This window comes from Bradyrhizobium sp., from assembly GCF_035570375.1.
GTDB lineage: Bacteria > Pseudomonadota > Alphaproteobacteria > Rhizobiales > Xanthobacteraceae > Bradyrhizobium.
Genome location: NZ_DATMLW010000018.1, coordinates 15,240 through 38,147 on the forward strand (window position 1 = coordinate 15,240; position 22,908 = coordinate 38,147).

The window sequence follows — 22,908 nt, forward strand, 5'->3', positions numbered from 1 at the left end:
ACATCGTTCTGATACCCTGCACTGCAGTCAAGCAGGAGGGATGCGATGCGCAAATTATGGACGATGCTGGCGGCGCTGGCGATGCTGAGCCTCACCAATTGCGGCTACAACACGATTCAGTCCAATGACGAGCAGGTCAAATCGGCCTGGTCCGAGGTTTTGAACCAATATCAGCGGCGCGCCGATCTCGTGCCCAACCTGGTCAACTCGGTGAAGGGTTTTGCGCAGCAGGAGAAGGACGTGCTCTTGGGCGTGACCAACGCGCGCGCCAAGGTCGGCAGCGTCCAGGCGACGCCGGAAACCATCAACGATCCCGGCGCATTCGCCAAATTCCAGCAGGCCCAGGGCGAGCTTTCGAGCGCGCTGTCGCGGCTTCTGGTGGTGACCGAGAATTATCCGCAGCTCAAATCGGATGCGCTGTTTCGCGATCTGATGTCGCAGCTCGAAGGCACCGAGAACCGCATCACGGTGGCGCGCAATCGCTACATCAAGTCGGTGCAGGATTACAACGTCGGCATCCGAACCTTCCCGAACAACCTGACCGCGATGATGTTCGGATACAAGGAGAAGGCGAATTTCACGGTCGACAACGAAAAGGAAATCTCGACCGCGCCGAAAGTGGATTTCAACCCCTCGCCGGCACCAGCGAAGTAACTCCAGCGAGCGGAGCTGGCTCGCGATGATGGTCTCTGCAAGAGCATCCCTTCTCGCGCTTCTGGTGTGCTGGGCCTTCGTGGCGCTGGCCGATGTCGCCGTGCCGCCGCTGTCGGGACGCGTGGTCGACCAGACCGGTACGTTGTCGGCTGGCGACATCTCGTCGCTAACGCAAAAGCTCAAGGATCTTGAAACGCGCAAGGGCAGCCAGGTCGCGGTGCTGATCGTGCCGACCACCGAGCCCGAGACCATCGAGCAATTTTCGATTCGCGCGGCGGAAGCCTGGAAAATCGGCCGAAGAAGAATCGACGATGGCGCCTTGCTGGTCGTTGCCAAGAACGACCGCAAGCTTCGCATCGAGGTCGGCTATGGGCTCGAGGGTTCGCTCACCGACGCCACGGCCAGCCGCATCATCAACGAAATCGTCGTGCCGAAATTCCGAAGCGGCGATTTCGCCGGCGGCATTTCGGCCGGCGTCGACAAGATGATCGCGGTGATCGACGGCGAGAAACTGCCGGCGCCGGTGTCGCAGCGGCAAAATGCGGATTGGGTGAACAATTTCGATCTGCTCAATCCGTTTTGGCTGTTCGCCCTGCTGATCTTCGGCGGTATCCTGCGCTCGGTGCTGGGCAGGCTGCTGGGAGCGCTCACCATGGGTGGCGTCGTCGGCGTGTTGGCCTGGTTCATCGCCGGATCGCTGGCGGCGTCGCTCATTGTCAGTGTCATTGCCTTCCTCCTGACGATGTTCGGCGAAACCATGGCCTCGCCGGGCGGCGGCAGGGGCGGATGGGTCTCCGGCGGCGGTTCGTGGTCCGGGGGCAGTTCGGGTGGAGGCGGGGGATTTTCCGGCGGGGGTGGTGGTTTCGGCGGCGGCGGCGCGTCGGGAAGCTGGTAGGCAACCATGAGCATGAAGCGCATCGGCAAGCATCTCGTCGAGCATCACTGGCGGGCCAGGCGGATTTTTCCGCCGCAGGCGCTTTCGCTGATCGAGCAGGCGATCAAGACGGGCGAGGCGACGCATTCCGGCCAGGTCCGCTTTGTGGTCGAAGGCGCGCTCGACGGCAAGCCGCTGTTCAGGAACCAATCGGCGCGGGAAAGAGCGCTCGATATTTTTTCGCACTTGCGGATATGGGACACCGCTCACAACAATGGCGTGCTGATCTATCTTCTGCTCGCCGACCACGACGTCGAGATCATCGCCGATCGCGGCATTGATGCCAAGGTCGGCGCTGCCGGCTGGCAGAAGATATGCACGGCGATGGAAGACGACTTCAAGGCCGGCAACTTCTCAGGCGGCGTGATCCGGGGCATTCAGGCGGTCTCGCGTGAGCTTGCCGCGCATTTCCCGAAACACGGCAGGGGTCCGAACGAACTTCCGGACGCGCCGGTGGTGCTTTGAGATTTTAGATAGTGCTGACATTGCGAACCAATGGGCCGCGCGAATCCGCGCCCAAAGACCGGCTCCGCGAAGCAATCCAGGGAGCGTCTTCAAGGAAGTCGTCATCACCGGGCCTGTCCCGGTGATCCACGTCTTGCTTCCTATTCGTGAGACAAAGACGTGGATGGCCGGGTCAAGCCCGGCCATGACGGAAAGGAGAGACTCGCTTTGACGGCGAGCTAAAGGATGCTCAGCTACGCCTTCGCCGACGCGCGCTTGCCGACACGCTCAAACCACGCCGCGAGATTGCTATTGGCGGGATCGAGCGGCTGGCCGACCTTACTGCCGAAATCGAGCCAGCAATAGAGCAGGATGTCGGCCAGCGTGAAGCGCTTGCCGCAGAGATATTCCCTGCCGTCCGCCATCTGGCCGTCGAGCCATTGCAGGCGGTTGGCCGCGATCATCTTCAGCCCCGGCGAGGCGTCAGGTGCCACCGGAATCCGCTTTTCGAAAAATGCCAGCGCCTCGCCGAAGCGGTAGCCGTTGGCAAGGTGCTCGCAGATATTGAGGTCGACGCGGCGCGTCCACATCCGGCACTCGGCGCGCTCTTCGGCGTTGCGTCCGATCATCGCCGGCTCCGGCTTCTTCTCTTCGAGATATTCGCAGATGGCGGTGATCTCGGAAAGATAGCTGCCGTCGTCGAGCTCGAGAGCAGGCATCTGGCCGTGCGGATTGCGCTTGAGATGGTCGGCTTGCCGGTTCTCGCCGCCGCGCAGGTCGACGGCCTGTTTCGGCATTTCGATGCCCTTCTCCGCCATGAACATGCGGACAATGCGCGGGTTTGGCCCGATCGAATCGTAGAGCTTCATGAACTGATCCCCCATTTGTGTCGGCCGTTCTGCTTTGAGCAGACCGCAGGCGCCCTTGTCAAACCTCACGGCCAGGCTTTAGAGCATGATCCGGACCCGAAGGGCCGCGCTGGCGCAAAGTGGAAACCGGCTTTCCCTTGGCTAACAAACGCGAAAACGCGTTTGCGCGGAGATCATGCTCAAACAAAGAGATGGGATCACGATGCGATTGCATTTGATCGCATCATGATCTAGTTGTCGTCGAGCTTGTTGAGGTCGCGCACCGACTGCATGATCGGCTCGAAATTCGACCGCGCGTCGAGCGCGTCGAACAACTGCCCGGTGTCAGACAGCAGCGCATGCGACCGCTGGATCGCGATCCTGACGTCTTTCTGTGGCGTGTCGGAAAGCCGGCCGTGGCCAGACAGCAGGATGTTCGAATTCAGGCCCTTGAGCCGCTCAAGCGAGTGGATGTAGTCGCTGATGCTGCCCGATCCGAACACCCCGCCCATCACGCCGCCGGGCATCAGCGTGTCGGCGGCGAAAAGCAACCCGCTACCCTGATCGAACAGGCTAATGCACGCGGAAGTGTGGCCCGGCGTGTGCATCACGTCGAGGCGGAAATCGCCGATGTCGAGCAAATTGCCTTCCTCCAGCCAGATATCGACATTGATCGGCACGTTCGGCTCGTTGAACATCTTGCGCAGCATCGAGAAATCATCGCGCAGCATGATCTTGTTGGAGGCAAGGCGATGCGCGGCGATCAGGGTGCGGCCGCCGAAATGCCAGGCCGCGCCGATGTGATCGATATGCTCATGGCTCAGCACCACGATATCGATTTTTTCCGGTGGGCAGTCGAGGTGATGCAGACATTCCAGAAGCGAGGGATAGTCCGAGGACAGTCCGACGTCGATCATGATGGTTCTGGATTTTCCCCTCACCAGATAAGCGTTGGCGCCGCGGTTCTTGAAGCGGACCTGGTAGACGTTCTCGGCCGCCTGGATCAGCGAGCAGATGTCGTTGTTCAGGAGGATCGGAAACGGACTCGGCTTGCGGTCGCTCATGGATTGCCGGTCCCGAAATTGACAGCGTTGGACGCGCGCAGCCGCTTGCTCAGCGCATCCATGACCATCAGCGCGAACGCGGGTTGCTGGCTGACCAGATAGACGAAGCGGGCATGGTTGATCCGCATCACGCGGGTCCCGGGCGCGGCCGCAATCGCGGTCGCCGAGCGGGACGATCCGTCGATCACCGCCATCTCGCCGAAAAACTCGCCCTTGCCGAGCGTAACGATCACGGTCTTGCCGGCGCCGTTGACCTTGGCGATGTCGACCCTGCCGTCGAGCACGACGAACAGTTCGCGCCCGGTCGAGCCTTCCTCGAAAATGATCTCGTCGACCTCAAATTCGTCGATGCATTTTTCGATGGCCATGGTGACCCCGCGCCCCTTGCGGCCATGTTCCGTTTTCGAAACGCACGCCACGCGGGAACTTCGACCCGCAAGCATACTTCCGCGAAAGCATGTTAGTCGGGAAAGGCGGCGCTGCAAACGACCGGGCGGATACGGCTTAAGTTGAAAGCCGCATCCCCCGAGGTTTCCTTAAAGTTCCGTAAGAGGGTCGACCATTAACGATTTGGCAAGAAATCAGGTTACCAAATGGTCAATCAATTCTGGAGATTGTGATCATGGATGAAGAAAAGGCCAAACAGACCAGTGGTTCACTCAGCATCCAGCCGGCCCCCTGCGGCTTGTCGGAACCGAACCATGAGGTGGCAGCTGACAGCGTCGGGGAAATGACGCAAGAACCGGCGAAAGGGTTGGTCGAGGCACCGGTATCGCTGCAGCCGGCCGATCTTGAATCACCTCTGGTCGACGAGCCGGTCGTGGAGGTGGAGATCGCGGAGGCGGTCGCCTGCGAGGCGGCACAGGTCGTAAACGAAGATGCGGCAGGCGCTGGCGCAGAAGTTGCCGAAATGTCCCCCGCCGATGCCGCCACCGATGCCCCTGCCGCCGCGGAAGCGGAAGCGGAAGCACCTCGCGCCGCCGGCAAGTTCCTCGTGCTGGCACCCCGGAATCGTGACGGGACGCATGATGGCGCCCGTTCGCAATCCCAAAAGCGCGAGCGGACGTTCGACGAGCGCCGCATCGCGGCCGTTGCGGCGGTCGTGGTGGTGGCGACGGTGGCCGGCGCGGTTGGCGGCGCGATGGCAACCGCTGCGCTGATGCGCACCGGTGGCCAAATCACAAACGGCAATCACGCGCTTGAAGCGTCCGTGGCGCGGATCGATGCCGAAATCCTCGCGCTGAAGGTGAGCCTTGAAAACAATTCCAAACTCGCCGCCAACCAGTTCCACAAGGCCGGCGATCGCCTCGACAGGATCGAAAAGGCGCAAGCCGAGCCGACGGCCAGGCTTACAAGACTGAGCGAAGCGGTGGAAAAACTCCGCGCGGCGCCCGTGCCTTTGCCCGCACCGCCGCCGATTGCCGCCCCGGCCACGACCACCGCCGTCAAGGATGTGACCGGCTCGATCACGCCAACGCCAGCCCTACCCAAGACCGAAGTGGGCCGGTTGCCGACGGTTGAAGGCTGGGTGCTGCGCGATGTCGCCTACGGGGGTGCGCTGATCGAAGGCCGGCGCGGCATCTACGAGGTATATGCCGGCGATCCGGTTCCCGGCCTGGGCCGGGTCGATGCCATCCGCCGCCAGGACGGCCGCTGGGTGGTCGTGACCAGCCGGGGCCTGATCGTCGCGCGATAACATCACCGCGCTTCACCGCAATGTGAAGCGCAGCCGATGATGTTGATCTTCGTGCGAACCAACGGTTCGGTTGGACTGTTTTCCTGACATAGCATGGCCGCGCGTACGAGGTTCGTTTGGTTGAACTTCGAGCTTCCCTCTGGCCCGGTCAAAAGCCGGGCCATGACTTCGCATGGTCAGACCGCTATCGTGGAATGAGATTTTTGCCACGGTGTTTGTCACGATATGGTCCGACTGTTGCGAGTTCCTGCCGTCATATTGGTTCTGCTTTGCCTTGCGCTGTCAGAGGCCCAGAGCGCGCCTGCGCTCGAACGCGGCGCGGCGATCACCGATCCCCTCGCGCTGCGCGAACTTGATCGCGACCGGTTTGGCCTTGGGCGCATGCTGGTCCCGGACCGGTCGGCAGACGAGGCGCTGAACGACAGCGGGCTGTTCGCTCTGCCTGCGCTTCGTCCCCTCCGCAAGGCGCTCGACGAGGAGTTCGAGCGATACGTTGAAGAGCACAAGGTCGCCTCTCCCGAAAAGACCATCGGCGTCGGAGAGAAGTTCGATGTTCAGTTGTTCGATCGCGAAAAACTCTATTCCGCTTCGACGCGTTTCGTTTTGGCGGGAATCGTCAACCGGATGGACCGCGCGTACCTGTCGAAGGAAAATTGCGGAGAGATCCGGCTGATCTATCGCCTGGTCGAGGTCGATGCGGCTCCGGTCGGCGATCATTTGATCTCGCCGCGACTTCCGATGACGCTCAATATCGTGCTCAAGGCAAGACCCGACCATGCTGTGGATGGCAAGGGAGCAGCGCTCAGCTGCGCCGAGATCGCGCGTCGCTGGTTGGCCGCAGGCGAGGCGACACTGACCGGCGCTGCGCTCGCGGAAAGACTGACCGCAAACGGTGGCCCGCTGGAACTGATCGCGCCTGCCAACATCGACCGCCTGGAGACCAATCTTCAGATCGCGCACCCGTCGAGTTCGGCGAAGGGTGATTTCCGCGCCGACTATCTCCTGAAGGTTTTTGATTATAACGAAGGGACACGCGCCTTCGAGGAGGCGACGCTCGAAAATCAGATCGACCGCGAGAAGATCCTTGCCGACGAGAAGCTGAAGCGCGAATTCAAGGCGTGGGTGCTCGAGCCAACGCATTTTGCCGAGCTTGACCGCGGCACGATCGTTATTCCGAAAGATTTTTTGGCAAGGCGCGCGATCGCGCCGACCCCGGTCGGCTTTTCACCCTCCACCCTGCAACCGGCCTTCGGTCTGGTGGAGGGCGAGGGGAGCGCGGCTGCCGTATTTGCCGCCGGCGACGTCGTCACAGCACTGGAAAAGGCAGCGGCGCGTGGCGTGAACTTGCAGAACATTCGCTCAGTCGCGGGCTTCGAGCGCCGTCTCAACGACATCACTTGCGCGGGATGCCATCAGAGCCGCGGCATCGGCGGTTTCCATTTCCCGGGCGTCGACTGGATGGCGGCCAATCCCTCCAACTCGACCGTGGTGCCGGGCTCACCGCATTTCTTCGGCGATCAGGTCCGCCGCCGCAGCATTCTGGCTTCGATCCGCGATGACGGGCCGGTGGACTATTCGCGCGGATTTTCCAGCCGGCCGCAATTGCGCGGCAGCCGTGAACTCGCCGGCACCGAATACGAGGACGGCTGGGGCGCGCCCTGTTACAGCCCGGGTGTCAACGCCGCCGAGAGCGACCGCAGCTTCAAATCGTGGACCTGCTCCAAAGGTCTCGCCTGCCAGGTCATGAGCGACGTCTCGCGGATGGGAATGTGTTTTGTGGGAAATCGGTGACAAGTCCCCCACGCCGTCATTGCGAGCCAACGGGTCGCGCGAATGCGCGCCCGATGACAGGCTCTGCGAAGCCATCCAGTTCTCGTCGTCATGGCCGGGCTTGACCCGGCCATCCACGTCTTGGTCTCGCGAAGGAAGAACCAGGACATGGATCACCGCGACAAGCGCGGTGATGACAGCTAGTATGTAGAGGCAAGCGGGATTGCTTCGTCGCTAGCGCTCCTCGCATGACGCATGTGGATCCCAACGAGTTGAACCGGTGAGCTTTCGACTAGCGGGTAACGCTCGCAAATAACCGCCGCCACGGTAGCGGGGCAAGCAGCAAGGCGATCACAAGGAGCGCAGGGCTCGCGGCCCACCTGATCCGCTCCCTCGCGCGTGCGCGGACTTCGCCCATCACAAACTGCTCGCCCTTGCGCATTTCGGCATAGGATTTCAAAAACGAGGAAATCCGCTGCACCGTCGTCTCATCCATCGCCTCGCCCTGGGTGCGGCTGCGTCTTTCCTGTTCGATCAATTGCTCCGCCGCCAGACGATGGCGCTCGGCGGTCTCGACCGCGTCCTGATAGGCGGCAGCCTCGGCTCTGGTGAAATAGAGGTGGCGCAAGGAGGGCGCGGCTTGTTCAAGCATGTCCAGCAGCGGCTGGTCGGCACGCGGCGCGATCAAAAGCTCAATCGCCGAGCCCGCAACCACGGCGGCAACCACCCAGCGCGCGGCACTGAGCGTGGTCCTGACCGCAGCGACGCGGTCGCCGCGGATGAACGGATAAGCGAGCCCGGCAAGCGCCAGTGCCGCGCCGAACGCGCATACAATGGCCGCACCCGTCGGCAGGTCGAAGGCGAAGGAGGCGGCGAAGCCAGCGGCGCTGGTCAGGATGCCCGCGACCCATCCGATCGCAAGCTGCCGTGTCAACGTCGAGGCAAACATCACGCCGATCGCGGCCGGGATGATCAGGAAGGAAAAAACCAGCAGCACGCCGGCGAGCGCGACCGAGCTCGTCACGACCATGCCGAAGGTGGCGTAGAACACGAACTCCCAGAACAGCGAGCCGGACTTTGCGAGCCTGTGGCGAAGAAGAAAATGCAACAGCCCAATCGCGAGGTAGAGCGGAACGATCACGGCGATTTCGGAAAGCCCGCTGGTCAGGATATTCCCGGTCAGGATCTGCTTGAGATGCTCGGCGCCTTGCGGGGCGCGGTCGATCAAGAGGATCGATGCAGCCGCCGCCACGACATAGATGACCCCGATCAGCGCTTCCTGCGGCACGCGTACGGCCCAGGCGCGGGTGAACGCCAGCAGCACGGCCGCGAGCATTGTAAAGCCCAACGAATAGCCGTAAGTCGCAAGGCTTTGCGCGCCATGGCCGAGCATGAAGGCCACCGTTGCGCCCAGCGCCGCGATCTGCGCCAGCGCGAGGTCGACGAAGATGACGTTGCGCGCGAGCACCTGAATCCCGAAATAGGCGTGGATGCCGACGAGGCACACCGCCACCAGGAAGGACGGCCAGATAAATCCGATCGCTTCGATCATCTTGATCCTGCCGCGTTGACGAGCGCGGCGACATCGGTGTCGAACAAGGCGAGGTAATCGCCCGTTCCCGGCAGCGCGCCGACGGAAGTGGCGAGCACCACCACCGACGCTCCGGTTTTTGCCGCCACGAAAGCGACGTCCCGTTCCGGCTCGTGCGGCTCGCGTACGACAAGACGCACGTTGCGGGCCTGCATTTTTTCGATGATGCCGGCAAGGTGCGACGGCGTCGACGGCACGCCTGGCTTGATTTCGAGAAAATCGATGAAATCCAGCCGAAACCTGCGCGCGAAATACGGCCAGCTGTTGTGATAGGCGACGACCGGCGTGGTTCGCAGCTGCGTGAGTTTCGCTTCCCATTCGGTCAATTTGGCGGAAAGGCGAGCGAGAAACGCACTTCGGTTCGATTCATACGCCTTCGCGTGAAGAGGGTCGATGCGCGCGAGGCCCTCCAGAATATTGGCGGTGATGAACTCAGCATTTTTGGGATCGAGCCAGTAATGCGGATTGCCGCTGCCATGGGCGTGGCCGTCGCCCGGTCCGACCGCAACGCCACGCACCTCGAGCGGTGCAATCGCGAACGAGGCGTCGACATAACCCTCGCCACCGCGTCTCAGGTCGCGCTGACGCGCCGCCTCCAGCAGGCGATCGAACCACAGGTCGTAATCGAGCCCGACACGCACGACAAGGCGCGCTTCCTTCAAACGCAGCACATCCTGCGGCTTTGGCTGATACTCCTCCGCATCGAAATTGGCCGGCACAAGGCTCACGGCTTCGACGAACTCGCCACCCACGGCTTCCGTCAGGCTGCGCAGATCGGTGGTCGTGGTGACGACGCGAATGCGATCCTGTGCCCATCCCGGCATCGGCCCAAAGATCAGACCAAAGGCCAGGCATAGTGCGACAACAAATTTGCGCATTACGATGAGCTGGCGAACGCAGGAGACGTCATTGCAAGCGCGAGCGAAGCAATCCAGAGCCTGTCGAGAGGCAACATGGATTGCTTCGTCGCTTCCGCTCCTCGCAATGACAGTCTCCTTGGCTGCGATCCGACATTCAGCCTACTGCTTGACCCAGATGCTCTTCGGCATGAGGCAATGAACGTTTTTCTCGGCATCCGAGATCGCGCCGATCCGGCAGTCCATCGCGACGCTGGCCAACCCATAGGCATCGAGGCGCGCGATCTTCCTGTCGTTTTCGAGCATCTTGATCATGCCCATCGAGGCCGTGTCCATCGCCTTGTTGAGATCCGCATCCTTGGCGTAGGAGACGAGATATTTCGCCGTCTCCTTGGTCGGTCGCTCCATGTCTTCCGTCTCGCGCGGGTTTTTCGGCGTGAGGCAATGGATGCCCTTCTTGACATTGACCACCTGGGAGACCCGGCAATCGGAGACAGTGGGCATCAGCTTCTCGGCCTGTTCGGCCGAGACGCCGCGCAGCTCAGAGATCACTTTCACCGTCTGCGCCTTGGCCTGCGTCCAGGCCTTGTTCATATCCTGGTCAAAGCCCATGCTGATCCAGGATTTCCTTGTTTCGATGCGCGGGAAGTCGAGCGGCTTGCCCTTGATGACTTCGACCGTGATGTTGAGTTCCTTGTAGGCGGTTTCAAGCGCGGTGAGATTGATCTCGCCGTTGCCCTGGCCGGCATGGGAATCGCCGGTCCACAGCAACGCGCCCGGCATGAACACCGGCACGTAGAGTGAGGAACCGGCCACGAAATCGCGGATGTCCATATTCCCTGCGTATTCCCCGGGCGGCACGCTGCCGAACCGTCCCGGCTCCTTGCGCGCCACGCCAATCGTGCCCGGAAACGGCTTGAGCGGGATCACGACGCCCGGCAGGAACTCGGTCGTCATCTTGCCGAGGTCGAGATAGAGATATTTGACCTGGCCATCCGAATAAACCGAAGGAAACTCGCCGAACATGCCGGGCACGTTGAAGTTCGTCGCGTAAGCGCGTGGCACGATCTTGTTGAGCGTCACCTTCAGCACGTCGCCCGGTTGCGCTTCCTCGATATAGATCGGCCCGGTCAGCGTATGCGGCCCGCGGCCGGGGAAATCCGTGCGCGTCTTCTTGATCTGTTCGATGGTCGTGCCCGGCACCACCTGATTGTGGCTGTGCATCATGGTTTCGAGCGCGATGGTGTCGCCGGAATGAACGCGAAGGACGGGCGGTTGCGCGCTGTCGTACCAGCCCCATTGCGTGGTCTCGAGGGTCGCGGGCAGCAAGTGGATCTTCTTGCCGTTCGGCTGGTTGGTGACGCGGAGGTTGAAGTCGGCTGGTCCGACGCCGGGGTAACCGGGCGTGGTGATGGTTGCGGTTGGCGGGAATGGCGGGGAGGCGGCGGGCGCAGCAGACGCAGGGGAAGATGGAGAGGTCTGCGCCAGCGCCAGATTGCAGGTGATGATCGTGCCAAGAACGAGAGCTCCGCAGGCGCCGAAGGCGTTGCGGGAGGACGACGTCAGTGATTTCATGTTTGCCCCTTGATCAGCCGAACGGCTGCTTTTTTGTTTGGTTCAAGTATAGGGCAGTCACGCGCTTTACGGCAATCCTCTGCCGCCTCCGTTTTTGCCCACAACAGGCCCGCCGCGCCCGATCGACGTACAACGTCAGATTGACAGTAGGCTCACTGTTCGTGTTTCATCTGGCTTCAACGGGCAGTGTCCAGCGAATGTTGGAATCAGGCCGCTGGAACATGCCGGGAGGAAACATGGACGACATCATCATCGTCGGCGGCGGCATCGGTGGTCTGACGCTTGGGCTTGCGCTGCATGCAGTGGGAATTCCCTGCAGGATATTCGAATCCGCTCCCGAAATCCGCGCCGTCGGCGTCGGCATCAATCTTTTGCCGCACGCCACCAGGGAATTGGCTGCGCTCGGGCTAGAGGCCGATCTGGCGCGGGTCGCAATCGCCACGCAGGATGCGACCTTCTTCAACCGCTTCGGCCAGTTGATCTATCAGGAACCGCTCGGCCGCGCCGCCGGCTACGACCATCCGCAGTTCTCGATCCACCGCGGCGATCTGCAAATGGTGTTGCTGGAAACCTTCCGCTCCCGCGCCGGCGCGGAGCGGCTTTTTACCAACCATCATTGCATCGGGCTCGAGCAAGACGATTCCGGAGTGAGAGTGCATTTCTCGGCGGGTCCTGGCGGCGCGAGATGCGGCACCGTGCGCGGCCGCGCGGCGATTGCCTGCGACGGCATCAATTCCGTCGTCCGCAAGCAGTTGTTTCCGGACGAGGGCGAGCCGCGCTACTCCGGCGTCAACATGTGGCGCGGCGTGACGCGATGGAGGCCCATCCTGTCGGGCGCGAGCCTGGCCCGCGCAGGATGGCTGTCGCACGGCAAGATGGTGATCTATCCGATCCGCGCCGCGGGTGATGACGGGTTGCAACTCGTCAACTGGGTAGCCGAAATCGAAACGCCCGTCTATCGCAAGCGCGACTGGAACCGGGAAGGGTCGCTCGACGACTTCATCGGCGCATTCGCCGACTGGCATTTCGGCTGGCTCGATGTTCCCGCCTTCATCCGCGCCGCCGATCATGTACTCGAATTTCCGATGGTCGATCAGGATCCGTTGCCGCGCTGGAGCTTTGGCCGCGTGACGTTGCTCGGCGACGCCGCGCACCCGATGGTGCCGCGCGGCTCCAATGGCGCCGGACAGGCGATCCTCGATACGCGGGCGCTGACCGCGGCGCTGGTCGAGCACAGCGATGTCGTGGCCGCGTTCGCCGCTTACGAGCAACAGCGACTGGAGGCGACCACGCGTGTGGTGCTGACCAATCGCACCAATCCGCCGGACGCGATCCTGCGTGAGGTATATCAGCGCACCAACGACTCCCCGTTTACGTCGATCGACGACGTCATCAGCCGCGCGGAGCTGGTCGCCTTGTCCGAGAGCTACAAGCAGATCGCCGGCTATTCGAAGGAAGCCTTGCGCGCGTGAGTGGTCATTTCCGTCCTGCGGCCGTCATTCCGGGATGCTCCGAAGGACCAGATCCGGAATCCATACTTGCGATGGTGGTTATGGATTGCGGGTTCGCTCGGTTCACTCGCGCCCCGGAATGACGAAAGACGAAATACTGGATCGCTTCGTCGCTTTGCTTCTCGCGATGACATAAGGAAGAAGGAGAAAGACGGAATACATGTCCGCAGTTCAGCAGAATGACACCGCAATAATCGAGGTCGCCGAGTTCATCGATGCGCAACCTGTTGGCGGCTTTCAGATCAGGCTGCTCGCAACCTGTGCGGCGGTGCTGTTTCTCGACGGCTTCGACACCCAGGCGATCGGGTTCGTCGCGCCAGCGCTCGCGAGGGAGTGGGGCGTGACCAAGGTTGCGTTGGGGCCGGTGTTCAGCGCGGGCCTGTTCGGACTGATGATCGGCGCGCTCCTGCTCGGACCGCTCGCCGACCGCGTCGGGCGCAAGAAGATCATCATCGTGTCCACCGTCGCCTTCGGCCTCGGTGCGCTGGTCACCACCTTGGTCCAGGATGTCTCCAGTCTGATCGTCATCCGCTTCCTCACCGGCCTAGGGCTCGGCGGCGCGATGCCGAACGCGATCGCGCTGACCTCCGAATTCAATCCGCGCCGCCGCCGCGCCACCATGGTGATGATCATGTTCTGCGGATTTTCGGTCGGCGCGGCGCTCGGCGGGCTGTTGGCGGCGGCCTTGATTCCGCAATTCGGCTGGCGAAGCGTGTTTGTCGTCGGCGGCGTGGCACCGCTACTGCTGGCGCCGATCCTGGCAGTGAAATTGCCGGAGTCGGTACGCTTTCTTGCGCTCACGCGCGGGTTCGATGCGCGCGTCGCGCAATTGCTCCTGCTCGTCAATCCGGGCGCGGTGTTTGCGCCCGCAACCGGCTTCATCGTCGACGAGCCAAAGCTTTCGGGAATTCCCGTAAAGCATCTTTTCACGTCCGGAAGAACGGTTCCCACGCTGCTTTTGTGGGTGGTATTCTTCATGAGCCTGCTCGATCTCTATTTCCTGTCGAACTGGTTACCCACGGTGCTCAACGATTTCGGCGCGTCATTGTCGCAGGCTGCTGTTATCGGTTCGATGCTGCAAATCGGCGGCGTGGTCGGAACCGTCGCGCAGCGTCATCGATCGCTTCTCGTTTCGTGCGCTGGCGCTGGTGTATTTCGCCGCCGTGTTCGCGGTCGGCGCAACCGGCCAGCTCGGACATTCGGCCGTCTTCGTCACGGTGGCGATTTTCGCGGCGGGCTTTTGCATCGTCGGCGGACAGATCGCCGCCAATGCGCTGGCCGCGGGATACTATCCGACCTCGGTGAGGGCGACCGGCGTCGGCTGGGCGCTCGGAATCGGTCGGGTCGGCGCGATCGTCGGGCCCCTCATCGGTGGTGCACTTCTGGACATGAAATGGAGCGCGGGCGAGGTGTTTTTGATGGCCGCCGCCGCAGCCCTGTGCGCGGCGCTGGCGGCATTCTCGTTGAGCCGGCTGGCTAGTGTGGCGGTTCAGAAGTCCGTATCATTACCGCCGCAGATCCGTCATGCGGACTTCTGAACCGAAGCCACAAATGGCGAGGACGCGATCCAGCCCGCAGGAACCGTTCGAGCCGGCCTTGGAATCCTCGGCGACCGGGCGGGCGTAGATCAGATATACTAGGGCCCGGTTCAACCCGGGAGCGAGGCCGTGAGCGAAACGAGCGGAGAAAACCAGGAGCGCAATCGCGAGATTGCCCGCAACGAGGCAGATCGACAAATTACCGGTGACATCCGCGTCAGCGTGTGGGCGATCGCCACTGCGGGGATCATCGTGGTGATCGCCGCGGCCATCCTATGGGCCTGGCTTAACCGCTGATCCCCTGCGCTTGTGCATAGTGCTTCAATCGCTGGCCGGGCAACAGATCGTAGGCGGATCGCCAGCCAGGCAAAGCGGCGATGCGCAGAAGCCAGGCAGCCACGGCCGGATGGCTTGTGGCGAAATCATATCCGGTCTCATCCGCAGGAAAGTGCAGATACGCCATCATCGAAATATCGGCGATGGTCGCCCGCTCGCCGATGGCGAAGGCCTGTCGCTGCAAATGCTGCTCCAAAATCCCAAGGTAATCGTCGAGGCGCTTGCGTAAAAAGGTGAGGACCTGCGGGTCCGGAGATGGCGTGAATGTCCGCAAGAATCGATAGGTTGCCATGGTGCCGGTGAGCTTGTGATTGTCCCAGAACAGCCAACGCAGCAGCTCAAATTGCTCTGCTTCGGTTTCGCCCCCGAAGCGGCCATACTGCCGCGCGAGCATAAGCAGGATCGGTGCCGTCTGAGTCAGACGTTCGCCATCGACTTCGAGAACCGGAATTTCCCCCAGCTCGTTGACGCTCCGCCGCCATTCCGTCGTTCGCGTGATGCCGCCGCCGAAATCGGTCCAGACCGGCTCAAACGTCTGGCCGCAAAGAGTGAGCATCAGTGCGAGCTTGTAGCTGTTTCCCGATTCCGGGAAGTAATGCAATCGGTACGCTGGCATCCTGATTTCCCGTCCGCTCTATGGCGCCGGTGATACGGAATCGCCTGGCGACGATTTCCGCCATCTGCCTCTTTTCGTCATGCGTACCCCATAACGTCACGCCACCGCGCCGGACTCGCGCAATTTGAGGATCGAGGCGTCGTCATAACCGGCTTCGCGCAGGACCTCGTCGGTGTGCTCGCCGATGTCGGGTGCGCGCCGCGGTTTGATCTTGTCGCTGCCGTCGATCCAGATCGGGCTGTTGACCGTGAGCATGGTATCGTTGTCGAACGGCACCAGCACCTCGTTCTCGATCATCTGCCTGTCGCGCGGCATGTCGTCGAGAATCCCGACCACGCCGAATACCAGGCCGTTGCCGTCGAGGATGGCGCGCCATTCGGCGAGACTTTTCATGGCAAAGACCTCGTCGAAAATCCTGATCAGTTCGACCGACCTCGCATGGCGATCGGCCTTGGTGATGAACCTCTCGTCCGCAATCAGATCTTCGCGGTCGAGACAGCGCGCGAGCGTCGGCCATTGCCGCTCCTCGTTGAGCAGGGACAGGATGAGCCAGCGTCCGTCCTTGCACCGGTAGTGATTGGTGACGGCGTTGAGCGCGCGCTCGCGCGGGCGCCGTTCCTGGAATTTCGCACCGCAAAGTTTCGCCTGCGCCAGCACGCCGGCCGCCCAGACGCCGTTTGCCATCAGATTCGAGCTGACATGCGAACCCTTGCCGCTGCGCTCGCGCTTGTAGAGCGCGGTGACGATGGCGCCGTAAAGCGCCATCGCGCAAGGATGGTCGCCCATGCCGGCGACCGAGCGCGCGGGCGTCGTGTTCTCGTCCGCGCGCACCAGATCCATCAGTCCGGAGCGCGCCCAATAGGCATTGCTGTCGAAGCCGGGCTTGTCGGCCTCGTCCCCTTTCTCGCCATAGCCGGTGAACGACGCATAGACGAGACGGGCGTTGAGCGGTTGAAGCTCCTCAAACGTGATCCCGAGCCGTCGGCGCACCGCAGGCGGAAAGTTCGTGATGAACACATCGGCTTGCGCCACCAGCCGATACAGCACCGCCTTGTCTTCGCCTCCGGAGAGGTCGAGCGCAAGGCTGCGCTTGTTGCGGCCGTCCAGGAGCCAGGCGAAATTGTGCGCGCTGACCGGATAACCCGGCAGGTTCGGCAGGTTGCGGTAGGGATCGCCGAGCCCCGGCGGCTCGATCTTGATCACCTGCGCGCCGAAATCCGAAAGCACGGTCGCGGCCGCGGGCGCGGCGATAAAGCTCGCGCAATCCAGAACTTTTAGGCCTTCGAAAATGCCGTCCATGGCGAGGTTGCTCCGGTCGTGCTCGTTTTAGAGCGATTGAATTGCTCTGGTTTAGCGTCATTGCGAGCGAAAGCGAAGCAATCCATGTGCAAAAAAGTTTGGGTCGCAATCGTGCAGCCTGGATTGCTTCCGCCTACGCGCAAGGGCGCTTCGGCGGACTCCAGCCGCGCCATAGCTCGCGCAAGCCGAGCGACGGCGGGTCCTCGCTCGCGCTCCTCGCAATGACGGTCATTCCGTATCCGACATCAGCGCCGCATTGCCCCCGGCAGCCGCCGTGTTAACGGTCACGGTCTGCTCGGCGGCAAAGCGCGGCAGATAGTGCGGGCCGCCGGCCTTGGGGCCGGTGCCCGACAGTCCGACGCCGCCGAACGGCTGCACGCCGACCACGGCGCCGATCATGTTGCGGTTGACATAGATATTGCCGACGGCAAGCCGCTCGACGATGGCTTCGATCCGGTCGTCGATCCGCGAGTGCACGCCGAGCGTAAGACCGTAGCCCGTGCTTTCAATGGCGCGCAGCACGTCTTCGAGCCTCTCCGCGCCGTAACGCACCACGTGCAGGACCGGTCCGAACACTTCTTCGGTCAGATGCGCGGCGCTTGAAAGCTCGAAAATATGCGGCGCGACATATCGGCCGGCGGGCGCGTGCCCTTCAAAATGCAAGCGCGCCTGGCTTCGCATTTTCGCAATATGCGCCTCGAGCCGCGTTTTCGCATCGTCGTCGATCACGGGTCCGATCTGCACCGAGGGGTCGCGGGGGTCCCCGATCTTCAGTTCGCGCGCCGCGCCCGAAATCATCTCGATCATGCGCTCGGCGACGTCGTCCTGCACGAACAGGAGCCGCAGCGCCGAGCAGCGCTGTCCCGCCGAGCGAAAGGCCGACGTCACGACGTCGTCGGCGACCTGTTCGGGCAGGGCGGTGGCGTCCACGATCATCGCGTTGATGCCGCCGGTCTCCGCGATCAGCGGCACGATCGGGCCTTCCTTGGCGGCGAGCGTTCGATTGATCAGGCGCGCGACTTCGCTCGAGCCGGTGAAGACGACGCCTGCCAGTTTGGGATGGGCCGTGAGCGCCGCGCCGATCTTGCCGTCGCCCGGCACCAGATGCAGCGCGGAAGCAGGCACGCCCGCCTCGTGCAGCAGGCGGACGGCTTCAAACGCGGTTCCCGGCGTCTGCTCGGCGGGCTTGGCCACCACCGCATTGCCGGCCATCAGCGCCGCCGTCACCTGGCCCGAGAAGATCGCCAGCGGAAAATTCCACGGCGAGATCGCGGCAAAGACCCCGCGGCCGCGCAGGCCCAACACATTGCTCTCGCCGGTCGGGCCGGGCATGACTTGAGGAGCGCCGAACAGCTCGCGCCCCTGGGCAGCGTAGTAGCGGCAGAAATCGCTTGTCTCGCGCACTTCGCTGACCGCATCATCGAGCGTCTTGCCGCCCTCACGTTGCAGCAGTGCGATGAAGCGCGCGCGCCGCGCCTCAAGGAGATCGGCGGCCCTTTCGAGAATGCTGGCGCGGGTCTCAGCCGGGGTTCTGTTCCAGCCGGCAAAACCCTCGCGCGCGGCTTCGATCGCGGCGTAGGCATCCTCGGGCACCGGCTCGATCACGCTGCCGAGCGCTGTCCTCTGGTCGATCGGGCTGACGAGCGGCCGCGGCGTGCCGGCGACAGCGAGGCCGTTGATGAGGCTGGTTGCCGCAACGGCGCTCGCTTCGGCAGCAATGGCGGCGAGCAGTTGTTCCACGGCGGCGCGGTCGCCGAATTCGATGCCGCGCGAGTTCTTCCGGCCTGGCAGATAGAGGTCGCAGGGCAAGGAAATATCGCGGCGGCGCGCGTTCTCGCTCCTGCCGATGATGTCGGCCGGGCGCCGCAACAGCGTGGCGAGGGGCACGCTGTCGTCGGCGGCGAGCGCCACGAAGGACGAATTGGCGCCGTTCTCCAATAATCGCCGCACCAGATAGGCCAAAAGATCACGGTGACTGCCGACCGGGGCGTAGGTGCGGCAGGCGAGGCGAGGATGGTCCTCGCTCAATCGCGCGTAGAGCGCCTCACCCATGCCGTGCAGGCGCTGGAATTCGAACCCGCTGTCGCCGTTGGCCAATTCGAGCAGCGTTGCGACCGTCAGCGCGTTGTGGGTGGCAAATTGCGGGAACAGCCGCGGGCGCAGGCCCAACAGTTTGCGTGCGCAGGCGACGTAATTGAGGTCGGTCATCGCCTTGCGCGTGAACACCGGATAGTCGGATAGCCCGCGTTCCTGCGCGCGCTTGATTTCCGTGTCCCAATAGGCGCCCTTGACCAGCCGCACCATCATGCGCCGGTTCAGGCCTTTGGCGAGTTCGTCCGCGTAGTCGATCACCGCGCTGGCGCGCTTTTGGTAGGCCTGAATCGCAAGCCCAAAACCGTCCCAGCCCGCGAGCGAAGTGTCTGTGAACGCAGCTGCAATCACTTCAAGGGAAAGCTCGAGCCGGTCGGCTTCCTCGGCGTCAACGGTAAAATTCAGATCGTGATCCCTGGCGCGCCTTGCAAGCTCGATCAGCCGCGGCGCCAGTTCCTGCATCACCCGCGTCCTGCTCAAGGCTTCGAAGCGCGGATGCAATGCCGAGAGTTTTACCGAGATGCCGGGCCGGTCCGGCAAAGGGCGGTCATCGGTGGTGCCGCTGATGGCAACAATCGCGCTGGCGTAAGCGTCGAAATAACGCTTCGCATCGGCGGCGGTGCGGGCGCCTTCGCCGAGCATGTCGAACGAATAGCGCATCGCGCCTGTCGAACGCGCCCGCGCCAGCGCCGCCTCGATGGTCTCGCCGAGAACAAAATGGCTTCCCATCAGACGCATGGCCTGCCGCGTGGCGGCGCGCACGGTCGGAACGCCCAGGCGTTTGACCAGCCGTCCGATCGTGCCTTGCGGGGTTTCGCCTACCTGAATGACCCGCGCCGACATCCCGAGCGCCCACGCCGAGGCATTGACAAGGAATGCGCTCGACTTGGTTTCGTGATGCACGAAGTCGCCTTCGCCGAGCTTGTCCTCGATGAAGTTGTCGGCGGTGCGCGCGTCGGGCACGCGCAGCAGAGCTTCCGCCAGCACCATCAGCGCGAGGCCTTCCCTGGTGGAAAGCGCGAATTCGCGTAGCATGTCCTCGACCCCGCCGAGCCGGTCGTCGCTGGAACGGATGGCCTCAATCAGGCGAGTAGCGGCAACGTTGATCCGCGCGTCCTGTGCCGCGCTCAGGCGGGGCTGCTTGAGCAGCCCTTCTGCGAGGGCGCCGTCATCCGGCGCAAAAGCCGCCGTGAAGCGCGGAACTCTGGCGGCGTCGACGGTCATCGCAGGTCCTATAGTGAAGTTAGGTTCGATTATAGCCGCAACGAAGCATGCTCCCTCTCCCTTTGGGAGAGGGTTGGAGTGAGGGGTTACGGTCTCTCGTAAGATTGCCCCTCACCCGGATCGCTATCGCGATCCGACCTCTCCCCGTCGGGGAGAGGTGAACTGCTCGGCTGACAAAAGCGATTCAACCGAAAATCACGCTCTGGTGTCCCGATTCGGCGGAGCATACCGCCAAGCCGAACGCAAAGGAATCAGCCGTTTCGAGCCGCGACCGGACACTCACAAAAATGAAATGGTCCCGTTGCCGCGGGGGGAGCCTGACCCAAGCTGCCGGATCGTTCAGCCGGCCTCGAGCGAGGGCGAGCGCACCATGCGCCTCGACAGCGCACCGTCTTGCCGCTTGGACCATGAGACGTAAGTGGCAACAAATGTCATGATCGCAATGCCCGAGATGCTCACCAGGATCTGCTCGATGAGCGAGCCGGAATTGGTGATCAGGACCAGACGGCCGGCAAAGGAGAGAAACACGCCGGCGCAGAACACGGCAAGCGATTGCTGGCCGCAGATGATCAGTGGCCTGAAGACCGGCCAGTTTAGCCCACGCCAGTCTTTCGGAACGAGCCGGGTCACGAACATCGCCACCACGATGAAATGGATCAGGCGATAAGGCGCGAGATTGGTCTTTTCATTGGGAATGAACGCATCGTGCAGCCAGATGGGCAGTGCCCGGCCCAGTTCAGGGAAGCGGCCGGCCATGGTCATGGCGAGCGCAAAAACCAGATAGGCGACTGCGAAACAAGCCAACGTCCTCGATACGAAGGTGGGGAGCCGAACCCTCGCTCCGCCGAGCGCGCAAGCCGCGCCAAGCACAAACAGCAACTGCCAGCACAGCGGGTTGAAATACCAGCTCCCGTCCGGGAACGAGGGCAGATTCCAGTCGAACTGACGTGCGGCAAGATAGAGCACAAGCGAGCCGGCGAGCGTGAGGGCGGGCGTTCGCAGCATCGCCCACAGCACCACGGGAAAGCACGCCATCAGCAACACATAGAGTTGCAGCACATCGAGGTTCAGCGCCCTCGATTGCAGAATGAGCCCATGAGTGACGGTCCGGACCGGATCGTCGAGAAGGCCCGCTACGTTGAAGTCATAGATGATGTCGGGCGCGGCATAGCGGCTGGCGACGTCTGCGATGGTCACGACATAGATCGCAAACAAGACCACAAAGGCGGCGTAGAGCTGCCAGGTACGCCGAAGCACCCTGGTTGCGCCGACGGTCACGCCGCGTTCCAGCATGATCGTGGCGTAAGTGGCCGCGGCCATGTAGCCCGAGATGAAGATGAACACGTCCACCGCGCCGCTGAAACCGTAGTTTCGAAGCGTGATCCAGCTCGCGACATTGTTTGGAATGTGGTCCAGAAACAGGAACCAGTTCGCCATTCCGAGAAACAGATCGAGCCTCGTATCGCGCGCAGTTTGCGCGAGAAGTTTGGTATTCATCGAAGTCTTTTTGAATTTTGAATCGGCCGAATCAGCGATTCCGGAAGGAGCCGCTCATATAGGGTACGGTGCTCGCTCCCCAATCGTTTCGCCGGTAGACTTTATGTGAACGGACCGTCTCCGGGATCAAGTCGGTTGCACGCTGTCGTGAGTGGCGCTGGCCCGCGTTGACGCAATCGTGAGTGCTGAGCGCACGAGCAGGCTCAAACATCTCAAACAAAGAGATGAGATCATCACGATGCGATTCCGCTTAATCGCATCATGATCTAGACGAGACGGGCTTGCACGGCCTTTTCGTTCCACTCCAACCCGATCCCCGGCACGTCCGGTATGTGCAGGAAGCCGTCCTTGAGCTGGTAGGGTGTCTTCAGGATCGGATCGGCCCAATCCTGCCACTCCAGCCAATGCGCCGTCTCGGTAACCCGCATCATGTGGGCGGCGACTTCGGGGTAGAGATGAGTTGATACGGGTATTCCGGCGGCACCGGCGATGGCGGCGGCGCGCATCCAGCCCGTCACGCCGCCGATTCGCATGAAGTCGGGCATGACGAGGTCGCACGCCTGCTTCTGCAGCGCCTTGTGCATCTCGCGTGGTCCGTAAAAATTCTCGCCGATTTGCAGAGGGGTTTTCAGCTCCGCCGCAAGGCGCGCGTAGCCATCGAGGTTGTCATAGACGATCGGCTCTTCGATCCAGGCCAGTCCATGATCGTCGATCATGTGGCATCGCTGCAGCGCTTCGGCGAGATCAAGGCCCTGGTTGAAATCGACCATCAGGTGCATGTCCTCGCCCACAGCCTTGCGGACGCAATCGAGCGCCGCAAGATCATCGGCTGCTCGCTCGCGGCCGAGACGAAGCTTGAGCCCGGCGAAGCCGCCCTCATCCCTCAATTCCAGCGATTCCTCCGCAAGCGCCCCGGGGTTCTTCAGCCAGAGCCCGTTGCTGTTGTAACATTTGACCTTCCCGATCGAGCCGCCGAGCATCACGCAGAGAGGGAGGTTCGCGGCCTTGGCGAGTGCATCCCAGGCCGCCATGTCGAGGCCGGAGGCAGCAATCATTGAAAGGCCTTCATAGCCGACGAAGTGAAGCGACTTCCTGGCCGCGTCGAAAAGCTCGATCGGTGCGACTTTCCGCCCCCTGAACAACGCATCGAGATCATTGAGCGCCGGCACGAGATATCTCATGGATTTAACGATGTATGGCTCCAGGTAGCTTCGTCCGACGATACCCTCTTCGGTCAGGATATCGATCAGGATAAGCGGCCATTCTGTGATGGTGGCGATTCTGGCCACGACCGGCCGCTTCAGGCGAAGCACGACGGGCCGCGCGGTGATGCTTCTCACTGTCAGGGCAGCGCAGGACATGC

At 62.5% G+C, this 22,908-nt stretch carries 19 protein-coding genes and 1 pseudogene; 9 read left to right on the forward strand and 11 right to left on the reverse strand.

Going from position 1 to position 22,908, the window contains the following annotated elements:
* The first annotated feature begins 45 nt into the window (after window positions 1–45).
* From VNX23_RS02055 to VNX23_RS02065, 3 genes are read left to right on the forward strand one after another with little or no spacing between them, the layout of a single operon-like run.
* Entirely contained in the window at window positions 46–654 is a 609-nt protein-coding gene (locus tag VNX23_RS02055; protein WP_325627466.1) for a LemA family protein, read from the forward strand.
* Between the two features lie 28 nt (window positions 655–682).
* Window positions 683–1,549 carry a YgcG family protein gene (locus tag VNX23_RS02060; RefSeq protein WP_325627566.1) on the forward strand — a complete coding sequence of 289 codons (867 nt, stop codon included), beginning with the start codon at window positions 683–685 and terminating at the stop codon, window positions 1,547–1,549.
* 6 nt (window positions 1,550–1,555) lie between these two features.
* Window positions 1,556–2,053: a TPM domain-containing protein gene (locus VNX23_RS02065; protein WP_325627468.1), complete on the forward strand. Its 498-nt coding sequence runs from the start codon at window positions 1,556–1,558 to the stop codon at window positions 2,051–2,053.
* A 233-nt stretch (window positions 2,054–2,286) separates the two neighbouring features.
* Here the strand turns inward: VNX23_RS02065 and VNX23_RS02070 are convergent, their stop codons facing one another.
* The 3 genes from VNX23_RS02070 to VNX23_RS02080 all read right to left on the reverse strand — a co-directional run bounded on the left by VNX23_RS02070 (window position 2,287) and on the right by VNX23_RS02080 (window position 4,312).
* The gene (locus VNX23_RS02070) at window positions 2,287–2,901 is read right to left on the reverse strand and encodes a glutathione S-transferase family protein (protein ID WP_325627470.1); all 615 of its coding nucleotides are present in this window, start codon (window positions 2,899–2,901) and stop codon (window positions 2,287–2,289) included.
* Window positions 2,902–3,131: 230 nt separating this feature from the next.
* Window positions 3,132–3,944, reverse strand: a complete 813-nt coding sequence (locus VNX23_RS02075; RefSeq protein WP_325627472.1) for an MBL fold metallo-hydrolase — start codon at window positions 3,942–3,944, stop codon at window positions 3,132–3,134.
* On the reverse strand, window positions 3,941–4,312 hold the full coding sequence (locus VNX23_RS02080) for a cyclic nucleotide-binding domain-containing protein (protein WP_325627474.1): 372 nt from the start codon (window positions 4,310–4,312) through the stop codon (window positions 3,941–3,943). Before VNX23_RS02080 ends, VNX23_RS02075 begins: the two co-directional genes overlap by 4 nt.
* Before the next feature lie 254 nt (window positions 4,313–4,566).
* Here VNX23_RS02080 and VNX23_RS02085 point away from each other — a divergent pair, with 254 nt between their 5' ends.
* Entirely contained in the window at window positions 4,567–5,640 is a 1,074-nt protein-coding gene (locus VNX23_RS02085; RefSeq protein WP_325627476.1) for a hypothetical protein, read from the forward strand.
* A 225-nt stretch (window positions 5,641–5,865) separates the two neighbouring features.
* The gene (locus tag VNX23_RS02090; protein WP_325627478.1) at window positions 5,866–7,431 is read left to right on the forward strand and encodes a hypothetical protein; all 1,566 of its coding nucleotides are present in this window, start codon (window positions 5,866–5,868) and stop codon (window positions 7,429–7,431) included.
* Window positions 7,432–7,702: 271 nt separating this feature from the next.
* Here VNX23_RS02090 and VNX23_RS02095 read toward each other — a convergent pair whose 3' ends face one another.
* The 3 genes from VNX23_RS02095 to VNX23_RS02105 form a co-directional block, all read right to left on the reverse strand.
* The gene (locus VNX23_RS02095) at window positions 7,703–8,962 is read right to left on the reverse strand and encodes a metal ABC transporter permease (RefSeq protein WP_325627480.1); all 1,260 of its coding nucleotides are present in this window, start codon (window positions 8,960–8,962) and stop codon (window positions 7,703–7,705) included.
* Complete coding sequence (locus tag VNX23_RS02100; RefSeq protein WP_325627482.1) at window positions 8,959–9,879, reverse strand: metal ABC transporter substrate-binding protein; 921 nt, start codon at window positions 9,877–9,879, stop codon at window positions 8,959–8,961. Before VNX23_RS02100 ends, VNX23_RS02095 begins: the two co-directional genes overlap by 4 nt.
* A 141-nt stretch (window positions 9,880–10,020) precedes the next feature.
* Complete coding sequence (locus VNX23_RS02105; RefSeq protein ID WP_325627484.1) at window positions 10,021–11,433, reverse strand: acetamidase/formamidase family protein; 1,413 nt, start codon at window positions 11,431–11,433, stop codon at window positions 10,021–10,023.
* A 236-nt stretch (window positions 11,434–11,669) separates the two neighbouring features.
* Here VNX23_RS02105 and VNX23_RS02110 point away from each other — a divergent pair, with 236 nt between their 5' ends.
* From VNX23_RS02110 to VNX23_RS02125, 4 genes and pseudogenes are all read left to right on the forward strand, one after another.
* Complete coding sequence (locus VNX23_RS02110) at window positions 11,670–12,905, forward strand: flavin-dependent oxidoreductase (RefSeq protein WP_325627486.1); 1,236 nt, start codon at window positions 11,670–11,672, stop codon at window positions 12,903–12,905.
* A gap of 199 nt (window positions 12,906–13,104) precedes the next feature.
* Window positions 13,105–14,037 (forward strand): annotated as a pseudogene (locus VNX23_RS02115) (MFS transporter); the annotation flags it as partial.
* 70 nt (window positions 14,038–14,107) lie between these two features.
* Window positions 14,108–14,482 (forward strand): hypothetical protein, encoded by a 375-nt coding sequence (locus tag VNX23_RS02120; RefSeq protein WP_325627567.1) that lies wholly within the window; start codon window positions 14,108–14,110, stop codon window positions 14,480–14,482.
* A 129-nt stretch (window positions 14,483–14,611) separates the two neighbouring features.
* On the forward strand, window positions 14,612–14,779 hold the full coding sequence (locus tag VNX23_RS02125; protein ID WP_325627487.1) for a hypothetical protein: 168 nt from the start codon (window positions 14,612–14,614) through the stop codon (window positions 14,777–14,779).
* Here the strand turns inward: VNX23_RS02125 and VNX23_RS02130 are convergent.
* From VNX23_RS02130 to VNX23_RS02150, 5 genes are all read right to left on the reverse strand, one after another.
* Window positions 14,769–15,434, reverse strand: coding sequence for a glutathione S-transferase family protein (locus tag VNX23_RS02130; protein ID WP_325627489.1), 666 nt, complete (start codon window positions 15,432–15,434; stop codon window positions 14,769–14,771). The two genes, VNX23_RS02125 and VNX23_RS02130, sit on opposite strands and share 11 nt — an antisense overlap.
* A gap of 96 nt (window positions 15,435–15,530) precedes the next feature.
* The gene (locus VNX23_RS02135; protein WP_325627491.1) at window positions 15,531–16,733 is read right to left on the reverse strand and encodes a CoA transferase; all 1,203 of its coding nucleotides are present in this window, start codon (window positions 16,731–16,733) and stop codon (window positions 15,531–15,533) included.
* Between the two features lie 228 nt (window positions 16,734–16,961).
* Complete coding sequence (gene putA / locus VNX23_RS02140) at window positions 16,962–20,048, reverse strand: bifunctional proline dehydrogenase/L-glutamate gamma-semialdehyde dehydrogenase PutA (RefSeq protein WP_325627493.1); 3,087 nt, start codon at window positions 20,046–20,048, stop codon at window positions 16,962–16,964.
* A gap of 339 nt (window positions 20,049–20,387) precedes the next feature.
* A complete protein-coding gene (locus tag VNX23_RS02145) occupies window positions 20,388–21,545 on the reverse strand; it encodes an OpgC domain-containing protein (protein WP_325627495.1) in 1,158 nt (385 codons plus the stop codon).
* A gap of 266 nt (window positions 21,546–21,811) precedes the next feature.
* The gene (locus VNX23_RS02150) at window positions 21,812–22,906 is read right to left on the reverse strand and encodes an enolase C-terminal domain-like protein (RefSeq protein ID WP_325627497.1); all 1,095 of its coding nucleotides are present in this window, start codon (window positions 22,904–22,906) and stop codon (window positions 21,812–21,814) included.
* Window positions 22,907–22,908 lie beyond the last annotated feature (2 nt).